The organism is Arthrobacter sp. LAR12-1-1.1 (genome assembly GCF_040676555.1).
GTDB lineage: Bacteria > Actinomycetota > Actinomycetes > Actinomycetales > Micrococcaceae > Arthrobacter.
In genome coordinates, this window is sequence record NZ_JBEGIG010000067.1 from 194,311 (window position 1) to 210,073 (window position 15,763).

At 65.8% G+C, this 15,763-nt stretch carries 13 protein-coding genes; 10 read left to right on the plus strand and 3 right to left on the minus strand.

The window, feature by feature from the left end; all coding sequences use genetic code 11:
• The first annotated feature begins 1 nt into the window (after position 1).
• The 9 genes from MRBLAR12_RS21910 to MRBLAR12_RS21950 all read left to right on the plus strand — a co-directional run bounded on the left by MRBLAR12_RS21910 (position 2) and on the right by MRBLAR12_RS21950 (position 9,927).
• Positions 2–997, plus strand: coding sequence for a sugar phosphate isomerase/epimerase family protein (locus MRBLAR12_RS21910; protein WP_229993672.1), 996 nt, complete (start codon positions 2–4; stop codon positions 995–997).
• A gap of 94 nt (positions 998–1,091) precedes the next feature.
• Positions 1,092–2,672 carry a sugar ABC transporter ATP-binding protein gene (locus MRBLAR12_RS21915; RefSeq protein WP_229993697.1) on the plus strand — a complete coding sequence of 527 codons (1,581 nt, stop codon included), beginning with the start codon at positions 1,092–1,094 and terminating at the stop codon, positions 2,670–2,672.
• Positions 2,669–3,706 carry an ABC transporter permease gene (locus tag MRBLAR12_RS21920; protein WP_229993673.1) on the plus strand — a complete coding sequence of 346 codons (1,038 nt, stop codon included), beginning with the start codon at positions 2,669–2,671 and terminating at the stop codon, positions 3,704–3,706. The genes MRBLAR12_RS21915 and MRBLAR12_RS21920 overlap by 4 nt, the downstream gene beginning before the upstream one ends.
• The gene (locus MRBLAR12_RS21925; RefSeq protein ID WP_229993674.1) at positions 3,703–4,815 is read left to right on the plus strand and encodes an ABC transporter permease; all 1,113 of its coding nucleotides are present in this window, start codon (positions 3,703–3,705) and stop codon (positions 4,813–4,815) included. Before MRBLAR12_RS21920 ends, MRBLAR12_RS21925 begins: the two co-directional genes overlap by 4 nt.
• The gene (locus MRBLAR12_RS21930; RefSeq protein ID WP_229993675.1) at positions 4,815–6,038 is read left to right on the plus strand and encodes a substrate-binding domain-containing protein; all 1,224 of its coding nucleotides are present in this window, start codon (positions 4,815–4,817) and stop codon (positions 6,036–6,038) included. The genes MRBLAR12_RS21925 and MRBLAR12_RS21930 overlap by 1 nt, the downstream gene beginning before the upstream one ends.
• Before the next feature lie 89 nt (positions 6,039–6,127).
• The gene (locus MRBLAR12_RS21935; protein ID WP_229993676.1) at positions 6,128–6,976 is read left to right on the plus strand and encodes a sugar phosphate isomerase/epimerase family protein; all 849 of its coding nucleotides are present in this window, start codon (positions 6,128–6,130) and stop codon (positions 6,974–6,976) included.
• Between the two features lie 123 nt (positions 6,977–7,099).
• The gene (locus MRBLAR12_RS21940; RefSeq protein ID WP_229993677.1) at positions 7,100–7,636 is read left to right on the plus strand and encodes a GNAT family N-acetyltransferase; all 537 of its coding nucleotides are present in this window, start codon (positions 7,100–7,102) and stop codon (positions 7,634–7,636) included.
• A gap of 113 nt (positions 7,637–7,749) precedes the next feature.
• Entirely contained in the window at positions 7,750–8,520 is a 771-nt protein-coding gene (locus MRBLAR12_RS21945; RefSeq protein WP_229993678.1) for a DsbA family oxidoreductase, read from the plus strand.
• Positions 8,521–8,604: 84 nt separating this feature from the next.
• Positions 8,605–9,927 carry a nicotinate phosphoribosyltransferase gene (locus MRBLAR12_RS21950; protein ID WP_364748419.1) on the plus strand — a complete coding sequence of 441 codons (1,323 nt, stop codon included), beginning with the start codon at positions 8,605–8,607 and terminating at the stop codon, positions 9,925–9,927.
• 63 nt (positions 9,928–9,990) lie between these two features.
• On the opposite strand, the gene MRBLAR12_RS21955 is transcribed toward MRBLAR12_RS21950, so the two are convergent.
• A complete protein-coding gene (locus tag MRBLAR12_RS21955) occupies positions 9,991–10,533 on the minus strand; it encodes an ArsR/SmtB family transcription factor (protein ID WP_229993681.1) in 543 nt (180 codons plus the stop codon).
• A gap of 74 nt (positions 10,534–10,607) precedes the next feature.
• On the opposite strand from MRBLAR12_RS21955, the gene MRBLAR12_RS21960 reads away from it, so the two are divergent.
• Positions 10,608–11,858, plus strand: coding sequence for an MFS transporter (locus MRBLAR12_RS21960; protein ID WP_364748422.1), 1,251 nt, complete (start codon positions 10,608–10,610; stop codon positions 11,856–11,858).
• Between the two features lie 62 nt (positions 11,859–11,920).
• On the opposite strand, the gene MRBLAR12_RS21965 is transcribed toward MRBLAR12_RS21960, so the two are convergent.
• Complete coding sequence (locus tag MRBLAR12_RS21965) at positions 11,921–13,300, minus strand: glutamate decarboxylase (RefSeq protein ID WP_364748424.1); 1,380 nt, start codon at positions 13,298–13,300, stop codon at positions 11,921–11,923.
• 31 nt (positions 13,301–13,331) lie between these two features.
• Complete coding sequence (locus MRBLAR12_RS21970) at positions 13,332–15,446, minus strand: chloride channel protein (RefSeq protein WP_229993685.1); 2,115 nt, start codon at positions 15,444–15,446, stop codon at positions 13,332–13,334.
• Positions 15,447–15,763 lie beyond the last annotated feature (317 nt).

Below are 15,763 nucleotides of genomic sequence, written 5' to 3' on the forward strand. Positions count from 1 at the left end.
CATGCCCCGCCCCTACACCCTGTTCACCGGCCAGTGGGCCGATCTGCCGTTCGAGGAAGTCGCGCGCCTGGCCTCCGGCTGGGGCTACGACGGCCTGGAAATCGCCGTCTCCGGCGACCACCTGGACGCCTGGCGGTGGGACGAGCCCGGCTACGTCGAGTCCAAACTCGCCGTGCTGGAGAAGTACAACCTGAAGGTTTGGGCCATCTCCAACCACCTCAAGGGCCAGGCCGTGTGCGACGACCCGATCGACTTCCGCCACGAGGCCATCGTCGGGGCCAAGGTCTGGGGCGACGGCGACCCCGAAGGCGTCCGCACGCGCGCCGCCGAGGAAATGCGGCACACCGCCCGGCTCGCCAAGGCCCTGGGCGTGGACACCGTGGTCGGCTTCACCGGCTCCTCCATCTGGCAGTACGTCGCGATGTTCCCGCCCGTGCCGGAGAAGGTGATCGAGGCCGGCTACCAGGACTTCGCGGACCGCTGGAACCCGATTTTGGACGTCTTCGACGAGTGCGGCGTCCGCTTCGCGCACGAGGTCCACCCCTCCGAGATCGCCTACGACTACTGGACCACCGTCCGGACCCTCGAGGCGATCGGCCACCGCAAAGCTTTCGGGCTGAACTGGGACCCGTCCCATTTCATGTGGCAGGGCATCGACCCGGTCTCCTTCATCTGGGACTTCAAGGACCGGATCTACCACGTGGACTGCAAGGACACCAAGCTGCGGCCCACCGGCCGGAACACCGTGATGGGCTCACACCTGCCCTGGGGCGACCCGCGCCGCGGCTGGGACTTCGTCTCCGCTGGCCGCGGGGACGTGCCCTGGGAATCGTCCTTCCGCGCCTTGGCCGCGATCGGCTACGACGGCCCCATCTCGGTCGAATGGGAGGACGCCGGCATGGACCGGCTCCACGGCGCCCCCGAAGCCCTCGCCGCGCTCAAGAAGTACGATTTCCCGCCCTCGAACACCTCCTTCGACGCCGCCTTCAAGCAGTAAGGGACCAGCCGAAAAGCGGCAATAGTGAACGCTCGTTTATTCCTTGACGGATCAGAACCGCTGCTGTAACAGTTAGCTCGTGGAGGGCGCATCGATGGAGAACCACAACGAAACTGATGCCGTGAATGCTTCCGAGGCGCTCCACTCCGGTTCCCCGGCACCACCGCCAATCCTGGAAGTCCGCGGACTGACCAAGAGTTTTTTCGGCATACCCGTACTGGAAGACGCCCATCTCAGCCTTCACCGGGGAGAGGTGCACGGGCTCATGGGGGAAAACGGCGCCGGAAAGTCCACCCTGATGAAGGTGCTGGCCGGTGTGTACCAGCCCGACGCCGGAACCGTCCTCCTGGACGGCGAGGAAGTCAACTTTAGCCACCCCACGAAGGCGCACGAAGCCGGGCTGTCGTCGGTGTTCCAGGAGTTCAACCTCCTGCCGGACCGGACGGTGGCCGAGAACATCTATCTTGGCCGGGAGCCGCGCCGCGGACTGCTCGTGAACAAGGCCCTGATGAATTCGAAAACGGCGGAGTTGCTTGATTCCCTGGGGATCACCGCCATCCGGCCCACCATGCAGGTGCGGAGCCTGACTGTGGCTGAGCAGCAGATAGTGGAGATCGCGAAGGCAGTCAGCTACGACGCGCGGATCATCTCCATGGACGAGCCGACTGCGGCCCTGGCCGGCGCCGAAGTTGAACTCCTCTACGAGATCGTGGCACGCCTTCGTGAACGTGGGACGGCCATCCTCTATGTCTCCCACCGCCTCCGCGAAGTGTTCGACCTCTGCGACGTCATCACCGTCCTGAAGGACGGCAAGGTGGTCAGCACCCTACCCGCCTCGGAACTTGACGACGCCCAGCTGGTCCGGCTGATGGTGGGCCGGCCCATTTCGGCGTTCTTCCCGGACAAGCTACCCCGGGAGGACGGGGACCCCGACGGTCCGGGGGAGAAGCCGATCCTCGAGTTGCAAGGCGCCGGAAACGGCCAGCTGGACGGGATAAGCCTCAGCATTCGCCCCGGCGAGATTGTCGGCTTGGCCGGGCTTCAAGGGTCCGGCCGCACGGAACTGCTTCATGGCATCTTTGGCGCAGCACCCTTCACCCGCGGAACAATGAAAATGGCCGGCGGGGAGCTGTTGCCCAAGTCGCCGCGCCAAGGCGTGCGGGCGCGGATGGCCCTGATCACAGAGGACCGCAAGGCTGAAGGCCTGAGCCTGAACCAGTCCATCCTGGACAACGCACTTAGTGTGATCAGGTCAGTTTTTCCACGCCGCACAGGGACCGTCAGGACAGAAATCCCGGGCGTATTCTCCTCCCTCGAGGTTATCGCCCGTGACCTGGACCAGGAGGTGCAGTACCTGTCGGGCGGCAACCAGCAAAAGGTGGTCCTCGCCAAGTGGCTGGCTATCCGCCCCCGGCTTGTCCTGCTGGATGAACCCACCCGCGGCATTGACGTGGGGGCCAAGGTGGCGGTTTACCGGCTGATGCGCCAGCTCGCGGCGGAGGGCAAGGCCATCTTGATGGTGTCCAGCGAGCTCCCAGAAGTTATCGGCATGTCGGACCGGATCCTTGTCATGCGTGATGGCCGGCTCGTCGGCGAACTGCCTGCCGGAACGTCAGAGGAAGCCATCCTCCAGCTGGGCACCGGCGCCAGGACAGCACCCGAAGGAGAGGCATGAAACAGCGAGCGGGCTTCTTCCAGAGGCTGTCCTCCACGCAGATCGTCTACCTGGTGGCGCTGGTGACACTCATCCTGGGTGTGTTGTTGGTGAACTCCATCGGGCGGAGTTTCTTCAGCCCAGGAAATATCTCGAGCATCCTGACCGGAACCAGCGTTCTGGGCTTCATCGCCATCGGCCAGACACTGGTCATCCTGGCAGGCAGCCTGGATCTGTCAGTTCCCTACGTCACCAGTCTGGCCAGCCTCATCGCCGCCGGGGTGATGGCCAACAACTCAAACAACGTCCTGTCCGGAGTCCTGCTGACGCTGGGGACGGCAGCAGTCATTGGACTCGCGAACGGGCTGATCGTCGCCCGCCTGAATGTGCACGGATTCATCGCCACGCTCGGCGTTGGCTTGATCATCAGCGGCTACCTCGCCACCAATTTTAAGGGCAGCTTCGGCGAGACACCGCTAGCGTTCCGCTTGGTCGGCGCCACGGGGATCGGCCCGGTTCCGATCTCCACGATCATCATGCTGGCCTGCGCGGGCCTGGCCGGGCTGCTCCTGCACCGTACCCGCGTCGGGCACCACCTGTACGCTGTCGGCGGCGACATTGCCGTCGCCCGTACGTCCGGAATCCGCGTTGACGTGCCGGTCATTACGGCGCACGTCATCTGTTCAGTACTGGCGGGGATGGCAGGGCTGCTCCTTGCCAGCAGGCTGGGCGTGGGTAGTCCCACTGTGGGTTCCCAGGGCGGCTACGATCTGCTCTCCATCGCAGCAGTTGTGCTCGGCGGCACGTTGCTCTCCGGCGGCAAAGGGACTATCACCGGCACCCTCGGCGGCGTGCTGATCTTTGCCATGCTGGACAACATCATGTCCGTCATGCAGGTCAACCCGTTCCTGAAGGACGTGGTCAGAGGCGTAGTCATCGTCGTCGCCGTCGCCGTCTATGCCCGGCGCCGGATCGTCAGCAGGCCCGAACGGTTCGACTCGAAAGGTTCCGCGGAAACGCCCGCTGCCCAGCCTGTGCCCGCGGAGGGGCCATGAGCACAGCACTGAACTCCGAGCGCAGCGCAGTTCTCAAGCGCAACCGAGCTAGCCGTTCCGAGCGGCTCCTGCGCGCCGTCCGCACCCCCGGCGGCGCCGTCTTCATCCTGCTGATCGGCCTCCTGGTGGCAATCATCGTCTTGAATCCGTCCTTCGGGGAGCCGGGCTCCTTCATCCGGTTCATCGGCAGGACTGCCCCCATTGCCATCGCCGCCATCGGCCAGTACTTCGTCATTGTCGGCGGGGAATTCGACCTGTCGATGGGATCGGTCGTGACGATGCAGGTCATCGTTGCCGGCAACCTGATACGGCAGGACGATTCCAAGGTGATCCCCGTGCTGGTCCTGATGTTTGTGCTGGGAGCATTCATCGGGCTGGTGAACGGACTGATCACCACGCTCCTGCAAGTCCCGAGTTTCATTGTCACGCTGGGCATGATGCTGGCGCTGCTCGGGCTGGTCCTCTACTGGACCGGCGGCGCGGCCCAGGGGAACCCTGCGGACAGCTTCCGGCAGATCGGGCGCGGCGGCATCCAGGACGTTCCGGTCCTGGACATCATTCCCTACCCGGTCATTATCCTGACGGCGGTGGCGGTAGCGGCGTTCGTCCTGATGCGCCGCCCCTACGGCCGCATGCTTATCGCGATCGGCGACAATCCTGCGGCGGCGGCACTTACCGGCTCCCCCGTCTGGTGGGTGCGGACGCGCGCCTTCATGATGTCGTCGCTGTCGGCCACCGTGGCCGGCATCCTGCTCGTGGGTTACGCCGGCGTGCACCCGTCGGTGGGGCGCGGGTACGAGTTCACGGCGATCACCGCCGTCGTTCTCGGGGGCGTTGTGCTGGGCGGCGGACGCGGCTGGGTCCTGTCCGCCGCGGCCGGGGCGTTCGCCCTGGAGTCGTTGTTCACCCTCCTAAACTTCATGGGCGTCCAGGCGACGTGGCGGGACACGGTCCAAGGAGCAATCATCATCATCGCTGTGGCCGCGGCATCCAGGTCGTGGCAGCGCAAGCGCAAGGGAGCCAGTTCCGCTGCCCATGACGAACAGCACAAGTTGGCCGCAGCACCCACGCCCGCCGAGGGCATCGAACAAGGAGGAGAAAGAGTCTGATGCGCAATAATCCTGTCCGCGCGATCGCCCTTGCCGCAACACTGCCGCTGGTGGCCCTGACCGCCTGTACCACCACCGACCCATCCGTCACCCAAACATCAGGGACCAGCACCGGCTCTGCGGCGGCATCCAGCCCGGCAAGCAAAGACTGGTTTGACCAGGCGCTGTACGACACACAGAACCAGCAGCGCTCGGCAACCTTTGAAGGGAGCCCGGAGAAGCCCTACCTGCAGTACATCGCGGGCCCGATGACGGACACGTCCAAGTTCAAGGCCCCGGGAGCGCACAAGGTCTGCTTCGCCAACGCCTCCATCTCCAACCCGTGGCGGCAAACCGGGTGGATCACCATGAATCAGCAACTCAAGGCACTCCAGGGCTCCGGGGTCATTTCCGAAATGGAAACACGGGATGCCAAGGACAATGACAACACCCAAATTGCGGACATCGACTATTTCATCGCCGAGGGCAAGTGCGATGCGTTCGTCATTTCACCCAATTCCACGGCCGCCCTCACGCAGGCCGTCGAACGTGCCTGCCAGACGGGCAAGCCCGTGGTGGTGTTTGACCGCGGTGTGGAGACGGACTGCGCCACCACGTTCATCCATCCGATCGGCGGATTCGCCTGGGGCATCGACACCGCCACTTTCCTGAGTGACAAGCTTCAGTCCGGGGACAAGGTTGTTGCCCTTCGCATCCTCCCGGGTGTGGATGTCCTGGAGCACCGCTGGGCGGCGGCCAAGAAGATCTTCGAGGAAAAGGGAATCCAGGCCAAGGACTACTTCACCAACGCCGACCCCACCGAGATCAAGAAGATCATCTCCGATGAACTGGCCACGGGCGACGTCAAGGGCGTTTGGATGGACGCCGGAGACGGTGCGGTGGCGGCCCTCGAGGCCTTCGAGGATGCAGGCAAGAAGCTGCCCGTGATGACCGGCGAGGATGAGATGAGCTTCCTGACCAAGTGGAAGCAAACCGGAATCGACGCCATGGCCCCGGTCTATTCGAACTTCCAATGGCGAACCCCGCTGCTGGCATTGGAAAAGATCTTTAAGGGCGAGCCGATTCCGACCGAATGGGTTCTGCCGCAGAAGCCCATCCTCGCGGACGAACTGGACCAATGGCTGCAGCGTAACCAGGGCATGCCCAGCGGGCACTACGCCAAGTTCGGCGGTGAGGACCTGGCCGGCTACCCGGAGGTCTGGCAGCAACGGCAGATTCCCTGACGCGGCCCGGCGGTCGCGCGGGATACCCCTCCCCGCGGGACCGCCGCGTCTGGAACAGTCGGCAGGACAAACAGACGGAAGGAGACAGCTTGGAGCGTCTGACCGGAATCAGCACCTGGGTCTGGGAATCCCCCTTGACCGACTCCAACCTCCCCGGACTCCTCGCAAAAATCGCCGCCATAGGGTTTGACGCCGTCGAACTTCCGCTGGAAAACGAGGGCGACTTCACGCCCGCAGCGGTACGGGAATCCCTCGCGGGAAACGGGCTCAAACCGTTCGTGGTGGGGGCCATGGCACCGGGGCGGGACCTCGTAGCCGCGGATCAGGCTTCCGTGGAAAGGACCCAGGCCTACCTGTCAGCCTGCATCACCATGGCCAGCAGCATCGGCTCGCCCACGGTCTGCGGACCTTTCTATGCCCAAACGGGTCGAGTCTGGCGGATGTCGCGGGAGCAGCGACGCGACGCCTACGCGGAGCTGCGCCGAAACCTCCAGCCGGTCGCGGCCCGGGCCCAGGAGGCGGGCGTGGTGCTGGGCATCGAGCCGCTAAACAGGTATGAAACTTCGCTGATTAACACGGTGGACCAGGCGCTTGAGGCGCTGGGGCCACTGCTCGGGAACGGCGTCGGCCTCGCGCTGGACAGTTACCACCTGCACATAGAGGAGCGTTCGGTGGCCGCGGCGATCCGGGCCGCCGGAGAACATCTGGTGCACGTGCAGGTCTGCGGCAACGACCGCGGTGCCCCCGGCGGGGACCAGACTGATTGGAAAAGCTTCCTGCACGTCCTGAATGAGGTGGGCTACACGGGACCACTCAACATTGAAAGTTTCACCGTCGACAATGCCGCCATTGCGGTCGCGGCATCGATCTGGCGGCCGCTGGCCCCCAGCCAGGACCAGTTGGCGGAAAGTGGCCTCGCTTTCCTGCGCAGCCTGTGAGTGCGCTGCGGGCATGGAGACCGACGCCCGCTAGAGTCTTTTAGGGACAGCCAACGCCGCCGGAGGCGCCGTTTGACGGCGTTGGTCGGAGAGAAAAATCCAGCACTAGCCGGGAGATCCCCCATGACCCACGTACTCCGAAAGGCAACCGCGGACGACGCCGGGAGGCTGGCAGCACTGGCGGCCGTCACCTTCCCGCTCGCGTGCCCGCCGCAATCCCGGCCAGAAGACATCGCGGCACATCTGGCCAATACCCTGAGCGAGCCCAATTTCCGGGCCTATCTGGCGGATCCAGAGGTAACGGTGCTGGTGATCGACGCCGACGGCGAGCTCCGCGGCTACAGCCTGCTGGTGGCCCGCCCCACCCGGGACCCGGAGGTGGCCGCTGTCCTGAGCGAACTGCCGTGCACCGAGCTGAGCAAGTGCTACGTCCACCCGGACCACCACGGGCTCGGCGCCTCGGCCGAACTGATGCACGCCAGCGTCGGCGCGGCCGCGGCGGCCGGCGCCCGAGGGCTCTGGCTCGGCGTGAACAGCCAGAACGCCCGGGCCATCCGGTTCTACGAGAAGTCCGGCTTCCGCAAGGTCGGCACCAAGTCCTTCCAGCTCGGCGACACCGTGGAGCACGACTTCGTGATGGAGCGCCCGGTCGCGCCGTGAGCGCGGGGCCTGTGAGCACGGGTCTGTGGCTGCCAGCCCGTCAGCCGGCGGGCCGTGACGAAGCCGACATGCCGCCGGGGAATGGACCCGGCGCCGGCGGGGTTGTTGCCGGCATGAAGATTGAGATCTGGTCAGACGTCGCCTGCCCCTGGTGCTACATCGGCAAACGCCGTTTCGAAACCGCCCTCGCGGCCTTCCCGCACCGCGATTCCGTGGAGGTGCAGTGGCGCAGTTACCAGCTGGACCCAACGCTCCCGGAGCACTACGACGGCACCGAACTGGACTACCTGAGCACGCGCAAGGGCATGGCGCCGGCACAGGTATCGCAGATGTTCGAGCACGTCGCGGCCCAGGCCAAGGGTGAGGGGCTGAACTACCGGTTCGACGCCGTCGTGGTGGCCAACAGCTTCACCGCCCACCGGCTGATCCACCTCGCCGCCGGCCACGGAAAGCAGGATGCCGCGAAGGAACGCCTGCTCAGCGACCACTTCGAACACGGCAGGGACATCGGCAGCCAGGAGTACCTGACCGCACTGGGCCTGGACCTCGGGCTCGACGCCGGCGAACTGGCGGAACTGTTCAGCACGGACGCCTACTCCGACGCCGTCCGCAACGACATCGCCGAGGCCCGGGCCCTGGGCATCAGCGGCGTCCCGTTCTTCGTGATTGACCGGAAATTCGGGCTCTCGGGCGCCCAGCCTGCGGAAACCTTCAGCGCGGCCCTCGAGCAGGCGTGGCAGGACAGCCACCCGCTGGTCATGGTGGGCGCCGCCGGGTCGGAAGCCGCCGCGGGCGCAACCGCCGGGGGCGCCAGCGGCGCGGGAGCCGCCGCGGACAGTGCCACGGATTCCGGCGCCTGCGGCCCCGACGGCTGCGCCGTCTGAGTCCGCCCCGGCAGGTCGCCTGAGGTTCGGCCGCCTTTTCCCAGCCGGTCCGGCCTAGCGCGGATCCCCGGCCTAGAGTGGAGCATGGACACTTCGGCCGGCCCGGGCGGACGCCGGACCTCCTTGTTTACGGACCACTATGAGCTGACCATGTTCCAGGCGGCTCTGCACTCCGGCGCGGCCCACCGCCGGTCCGTCTTCCAGGCCTTTGCCCGGGGGCTGCCGGCCGGGCGCCGGTACGGCATCGTGGCCGGCACCGGCCGGCTCCTTGAGGGGATCGCGGACTTCCGCTTCGAGGCGGACGACCTCGATTTCCTGGCAGGCACCGGTGTGGTCCAAGAGGATACGCTGGACCAGCTGGCCGCCTTCCGGTTCTCCGGCGACATCTGGGGCTACCCGGAAGGCGAAGCGTATTTCCCGCACTCCCCCGTCCTGATCATCGAATCGACGTTCGCCGAGGCCTGCGTCCTGGAGACCTACGTCCTGTCAGTGCTGAACCATGACAGCGCCATCGCGTCGGCCGCGTCCCGGATGATCAGTGCAGCCGGCGGCAGGCCCTGCATTGAGATGGGCTCACGCCGCACCCACGAGGAAGCTGCCGCCGCAGCGGCCCGCGCGGCCGTGATCGCCGGCTTTTCCGGCACCTCCAACCTGGCTGCCGGGCGGCGCTACGGCCTCCGGACCGTCGGCACCGCCGCCCACTCCTTCACCCTGCTCCACGACTCCGAGCGCGACGCCTTCGCGGCCCAGCTGGCCTCGCTGGGGCCCGGGACCACGCTGCTCGTGGACACGTACGACGTCGAGGCGGCGGTCCGCACCGCCGTCGGCCTCGCCGGAGACAGCCTCGGGGCTATCCGGCTGGACTCCGGGGACCTCGTGGCCCAGGCCCGGTGGGTCCGCGAACTCCTGGACAGCCTCGGCAATGTGCACACCAGGATCGTGGTCACCTCAGACCTGGACGAATTCTCCGTCGCCGCTCTCCGGTCCGCCCCGGCCGATTCCTACGGCATCGGCACTGCGCTCGTGACCGGTTCCGGTGCGCCCACGGCCGGCATGGTCTACAAGCTGGTGAGCCGGGCCGGGGACTCCGGTGAGCTGACTGCCGTGGCGAAGACCTCGAAGGACAAGATCAACATGGGCGGCCGCAAGTTCGCCGTGCGACGCCTCAACGACAGCGGCACCGCCACCCACGAGGTCCTCGGCGTGGGCCACCCGCCGGCCGCCGTCCCGAACGGTCGCCCGCTGCTGCAGCAGTTCATGAAGGATGGCGAAATCCTGCCCGGCTGGACCGGGCCGGACGCCGTGGGGCGGGCCCGGGAGCGGCACACGGCCTCCATGGCAGAGCTGCCCCGGGTGGTGGACAGGCTGCAACCGGGCGAACCGGCCATCCCCACCATCTACGAATAAGGCGGGGAGCAGGCACTCTTCGCGGAGGGGTCTTCGCAAGTCGTTCCAGGCGGGGCCGACGGCCTAGTCTGACGACCGGTGAAGGACAAAGATGCCGCCGTATGCGGGCTGGTCCGATCGCTGCCGATCGCTGTCGGTGTATTCGCTCAGCACAGCGTAGATGCGCCTGATGAGGTCCTCGGCGTCTTTCTCGGAGAGGTGCAGAACGAAGCGTGAGAGGCTGGTGAGCGCATCCGGCCCGGCTTCCGTCAGCTCTTCCCGAAACGCCTCGATCGGTGCCATTGGACCGTCCGGACCAGCTTCACGCAGTGCGGTGTCCAGGTTCCAGGACCGTCCCGTGGAACGATACGGCTTCTCAAGCGCACCGCTGACCCCCGTGCGGACCTCGGCGGGTTCAAGGAATCCGGTTGAGAGCAATTGCCGCACGTGATAAAGCATCGTCCCCGGATCCTGACCCAGCCGATCGGCGAGTTGCTTGTTGGTCAGTTCGTGGAGCCCGCACAGGCGCAGGATCCTCAGGCGCAGCGGATGGGCCAGGGCCTTAATTTCGCGGGCGCTGGCGGCGGGTTTCTTCTCGTTCGCGCTCGTCGGCTCTGCGTCCGTCATGTACCCATCCTACGATCTGATGTACTAATTTCAACCACCTTGAATTTTCTCAATCAATAGGGAATGGTTCACCTATGACTAGTCACTCTGCGCAGGTGCAGGCACGGAGTGATGCGCCGCTGGGTGCGTCCTACTGGAAGCTGTGGACCTCATCCGGGCTGTCCAACCTCGCAGACGGCGTCTTCAAGATCGCGCTGCCGCTGCTGGCCATTCAGTTCACTCAGTCACCCACGCTGATTGCCGGGCTGACCGTCGCAGCCACGCTTCCCTGGCTTCTCTTCGCCCTCACTGCCGGAGCGCTGGCCGACCGGCTGGATAGGCGCAAGCTGATGTTGTGGGCCAACCTCAGCCGCGCGATGCTGCCCGCCTTGCTGGTCGCCGTCGTCCTGCTGGATTTGGGCTCCATTTGGGCTCTGTACATCGTCGCATTGATGGTGGGTGTGGCTGAAACGCTCTACGACACCTCCGCGCAGTCGATCCTGCCCCAGGTGGTGCACAGGGATCAGCTTTCGCGCGCCAACGGCCGGCTCTACGCCGTCGAGCTCACCGCCAACCAGTTCGTTGGTCCACCGCTGGGCGGGCTGCTGGTGGCCATCGGCGTCGTTGCGGGCTTTGCCGCGCCGGCGGCACTGTGGCTTGCGGCCGCCGGTGTCCTGTTCCTGGTCCCGGGAGCTTTTCGCACAGAGCGGGAGGTGAAGACGACACTGCGATTCGACGTTGCTGAGGGTTTGCGGTTCCTCTGGAACCAGAAGATCCTTCGCACGCTCGCGGTGATGACCGGGGTGTTCAACTTCGCATCCAACGCGGCATTCGCGGTCTTGGTGCTGTTTGCCGTGGGCCCGGCTTCAGAAATGGAACTGTCCGAGGTGGGGTTCGGCCTACTTTTGACGACCTCCGCTTTGGGCGCCTTCGTTGGCTCGTTCATCGCCGAACCGGTGGAGTCCAAGCTGGGTAGGTCCAGGTCCCTGACGCTCACGATCTTCGGGGGCGCGCTGCTGGTGGGTGCGCCCGCCATGACCGACAGCCCTTACGTTCTTGGCCCCATCCTCTTTGTGGGCGGCATGCTGATCGTGCTTTGGAACGTCATTACCGTATCCCTGCGCCAGCGCATTACGCCCAACCCCTTGCTGGGCAGAGTCAACAGCGTCTACCGCCTGCTGGCTTGGGGAACCATGCCGCTCGGTGCAGCAGCGGGCGGACTGCTGGCCCAATGGCTGGGCCTGCAGGTCATGTTCGGCATCATGGGAGTGCTGACCCTCGCGCTACTGGGGATGATGCCCATCCTCACGGACAAGGCAATCGCCGCGGCCGACGTCGAATCCTGAGTGGTGTTCCCGCGCCGGCCCGGCCGGAAGTGTCGGGACCGGTGCGTCACCGTTGCACTGGGTCAATGGCCGGGTCCGGTGACGATCTTCTTCCGTTCCGATTCGTGCGCGCCGCCCTTCTTCGCCAGCGTGGAGCACGCCTCTTCGATGTCTCGGGCGAGCGTGTCGACGTGCTCGCGGCTCATCGTTTCCTTGACCAGGGCACGCATGATCGTCACGTCCTGGGCGTTCGGCGGCAGGGTGTAGGCCGGCACCATCCAGCCGCGTTCGGCCGAGAGCTGCCAGGCAATGTCGAACTCGTCGTACCCGGGGTCGGCGGCGAGCCGGAACGCGACCAGGGGAAGTTGCTCCTCGTCGGGGCCGATGATCTCGAACCGGCCCATGGCCTCCAACTTCTCGGCGAGGACGCGGGCGTTGGTCTGCATGTTCTGCATGATGTAGGTGTAACCGGCGCGGCCATAGCGCACGAAGTTGTAGTACTGGGCGAGAACCATCGACGAGCCCGTGGAGAAGTTCAGGGTGAAGGTCGAGTCGGTCTTGCCGAGGTAGTTCTCCTCGAAAACAAGGTCCTTGGCCAGGTCGGCCTTCTCCCGGAAGATCAGCCAGCCGATGCCGGGATAGACCAGTCCGAACTTATGCCCGGAGACATTGATCGAGTGGACCTGCTCGAGCCGGAAGTCCCACTCGGAGTCCGGGTAGAGGAAGGGCCAGACGAACCCCCCACTGGCCCCGTCCACGTGCAACGGCACATCAAGGCCACGCTCACGCTTGATCCGTAGCAGCAGATCGTTGATGCCGGCGATGTCGTCCTTGTGCCCAGTGAACGTCGTACCCAGCACGGCAGCGACACCGATGGTGTTCTCATCGACATGGGCCTGCACGTCCTCCGGGCCGATCGTGTACTTCCCCGGCTGCAACGGCACGATCCGCGGCTCGACGTCGAAGTAGCGGCAGAACTTCTCCCACACGACATGCACGTCGCCGCCGAACACCAGGTTCGGGCTCGACGTCGACGCGCCGGCGGCCTCGCGACGCTTGCGCCAGTTCCACTTCAGGGACAGGCCGCCGAGCATGATCGCCTCGGACGATCCTTGGGTTCGGGCTCCCGTCGTCTCGCCGGGCGCGTGGAAGAGGTCGGCGAGCATCCGAATGCAGCGCTGCTCGATCTCGGCCGTGCGGGGATATTCGGCGTGGTCGATGAAATTGCGGTGCAGGTTCGCGGCGATGATCTGCTGGGCCTGCGGCTCCATCCATGTCGTCACGAAGGTCGCCAGGTTCCGGGCCGGATCACCCTCCAGCGCCAGGTCCTCCGAGACCAGGCGCAAAGCGTCCTCAGCAGGAATGCCGGTCTCCGGGAACTCCCGGCTCGGAACCTCCTGGGTGACGAATCGGTTGCCGAACAGCGCCACGTCGGCATCGGCCGGCTGGAAATTTGCTGACATCACTTCTCCTTCAGAGACTGTTGAAAAGGGGTTACGGATGAGCTCCCCGGTGCGCAGGAACCGAGGCGTCGGTGGATTCTGGACTCAGCATCAGAATCGCTCCGGTGAGGAAGCACAGGCCGCCCACGAGTGTGCCGAGATTGGACAGCTCGGCGTTCCACACTTCGCCGCTCGACGGTATGACAAAGGCCGCGACAGCCGAGATGCCGAAGGCAACAGAGCCGGCCACGTTGATCACGCCGATCTTCCATGTCCGCGGCCTGGGCAGGCCGGCGATGGCGCCACGACCGGCGTCCCGCAACGCAACCCCGCTTGAAACGAGGAAGGCGACTGAACCCAGCGCATCGGGTCGCCACACCCGCTGCTCGGTCAGCGCCGCACTGAGATTGTCCCGCAGTGCATTTCCCGTACTCCAGTTGAACCACAGCGTGCCGGCAAGTTGAACCGCGCCAGCGAGCCAGCCGAGATTCCGCGGCGCCCATACCCAAAACGACTGGCGCCGCGTGGCACGCGCGGCCGGGAGCGCGTCAACGGCTTCGCGGTACTGCAGGAACGCCGCGCAGGTGAAGAACAGCGAACCGACGAAGAATGTGGCCGCACACCAGCGCAGTCCCACGGCCTCGGCGTACAACGGCAGCGCCCCCAAGGCGAACAGACTCGAGCCAATGATGAACAACCAGGCGATCCACCGGCCCCGCACGGTCGAACGGTCCGCGCTGGAGATCTCAGTTGCGTGGTCGGCCTTCGTGTGGGCCCGATGTTGAACGCTGCCGGCATCGTCAGGCGCCACGGACGCCGTCGGGCCCTGGCCCGAGCCCGGACCCGGTGCCGGGAGCACGTTGGTGATCACGAAGGACACCGCCACAGCCACCACCACCTGGGGTGTTACGGCCACACCGTCCACTCCCAGCAGCAGCGTGGCCAGCAGCGTCGATGTCAACGGCAGCCGCAGCATGGCTGCGCACATGGCTCCTATGCCCATGCCGATCGCTGCCGCGAGATTCATTCCGGGCAACCCACTCGCAGCAATACCGAGCGCCGCACCGATGAACATCGACGGGAACACGGGACCACCACGGAATGCGCTCAGCGAGAGCCCGTAGGCCAAGGTCTTACAAGCGATCAGCAGGACCAGCACACCAAGCGAGTAGTCCGCGGCGTGTTCGACCAGTTCCGGAAGTGCGTCCTGCCCCGAGAACAACACCTGCGTGAAGCTTCTCCCAGAGATCAACTGGTACGCCATCGCGGTAAGACCAATCAGCAAGCCGAGCGCAGCGGTCACTAACACCCGGTTCAGATGCACAACAGGACGAAGCGACAGCCCGACCCAGCGGATCAACCATCCCAACAGTGCGCCGACCGCGCCCATGACCACCGCCCAGCCCAACGTCGCCAGCGTCGGCGGCTCCGCAGGCGGCACCACAGGCAGCGCCAGCGAGAAGCTGCCCAACCCGGTCCAGCCGTCCAAGCCGACAAACACCAGCGCCCCGACGCCAGAAGCGAGCAGCCCGGGCAGGGCCATCAGACTCAGCGTCATTCCCCCGATCCCGGCGGCCTCCATGATCAGGAACGCACCGAGCACGGGAGACCCGAGCAAGGTACTGATCGCGGCGAAGCTGCCTGCCGACGCCATGATCGTCAGGGCCATCGGCGGAGCGTCCTTCTTCACTAGGTGCACCGCCAACGCCCCGAGGCCGCCACCGATCGCGATCAGCGGCCCCTCGGGCCCGAGCACCGCACCCAGGCTGAGCGTGGTCAGCGCCGCGAGAACGATGCCCACGAGCTCCCGCCCGTTCGGCGGACCGCCGCCCGTCTTGAACCCGAAAGCAGGCGAGTGGCCCCCGGTTCCCGGCAGATACCGGATGGTCAACGCCGTCAACAACCCACACAGCACCAACCACGGAACCGGCCACCACGCGGGAGCAGGACCCCCTAGGACTTGATTCGGCAGCCCGTCGAAGACGTACCGCTGGATCGTCGCGACCAAAGCGAGAAAGCCGTAAGCAATGGCCGAGATGGGAACGCCCAAGACCGCCGCCAGCACGAGCGCAGCGATGTACGACCTGGAACGAATCACGGCGGCCGGATCGAAACTGGCCGGATCGATACTGGGTGGCGGCGCGGCAGGCTCTCTCAATCCCGGCATCGCGGCGCGCCTATGACGATTCGGGTCACTCCGAATGTCCTTCTTCTAGATCGGGTCGACTTGCCCAGCCGGCCACACCGCGAGCCACCGATGATCACCGGGCAGAACATCAGGCTGCCCTCCGGCGCCACGTCACCGAAGGCTTCCCAATCCGGCACGGACTTAGCCAGCGTCCGCCAGAAGGACGGCCCCCAGCAAACGGAGGCGCCGAGAGGACCGAGAGAACGGGTTCGGTGCGCCCGTGGTAACAGTTGAGCATCCCGTCTCCTTCCGCTGGCCGTGCGCTAGACGGCGGGAGCCTATAGTGGGTCGCGCAA

Bases quoted from the DNA above. Each gene is read 5' to 3' on its own strand.
- MRBLAR12_RS21955 (WP_229993681.1), bottom strand. From the start codon at position 10,533: ATGACGGACGCAGAGCCGACGAGCGCGAACGAGAAGAAACCCGCCGCC.
- MRBLAR12_RS21945 (WP_229993678.1), top strand. From the start codon at position 7,750: ATGAAGATTGAGATCTGGTCAGACGTCGCCTGCCCCTGGTGCTACATC.
- MRBLAR12_RS21950 (WP_364748419.1), top strand. From the start codon at position 8,605: ATGGACACTTCGGCCGGCCCGGGCGGACGCCGGACCTCCTTGTTTACG.
- MRBLAR12_RS21925 (WP_229993674.1), top strand. From the start codon at position 3,703: ATGAGCACAGCACTGAACTCCGAGCGCAGCGCAGTTCTCAAGCGCAAC.
- MRBLAR12_RS21910 (WP_229993672.1), top strand. From the start codon at position 2: ATGCCCCGCCCCTACACCCTGTTCACCGGCCAGTGGGCCGATCTGCCG.
- MRBLAR12_RS21915 (WP_229993697.1), top strand. From the start codon at position 1,092: ATGGAGAACCACAACGAAACTGATGCCGTGAATGCTTCCGAGGCGCTC.
- MRBLAR12_RS21940 (WP_229993677.1), top strand. From the start codon at position 7,100: ATGACCCACGTACTCCGAAAGGCAACCGCGGACGACGCCGGGAGGCTG.
- MRBLAR12_RS21960 (WP_364748422.1), top strand. From the start codon at position 10,608: ATGACTAGTCACTCTGCGCAGGTGCAGGCACGGAGTGATGCGCCGCTG.
- MRBLAR12_RS21970 (WP_229993685.1), bottom strand. From the start codon at position 15,446: ATGCCGGGATTGAGAGAGCCTGCCGCGCCGCCACCCAGTATCGATCCG.
- MRBLAR12_RS21930 (WP_229993675.1), top strand. From the start codon at position 4,815: ATGCGCAATAATCCTGTCCGCGCGATCGCCCTTGCCGCAACACTGCCG.
- MRBLAR12_RS21920 (WP_229993673.1), top strand. From the start codon at position 2,669: ATGAAACAGCGAGCGGGCTTCTTCCAGAGGCTGTCCTCCACGCAGATC.
- MRBLAR12_RS21965 (WP_364748424.1), bottom strand. From the start codon at position 13,300: ATGTCAGCAAATTTCCAGCCGGCCGATGCCGACGTGGCGCTGTTCGGC.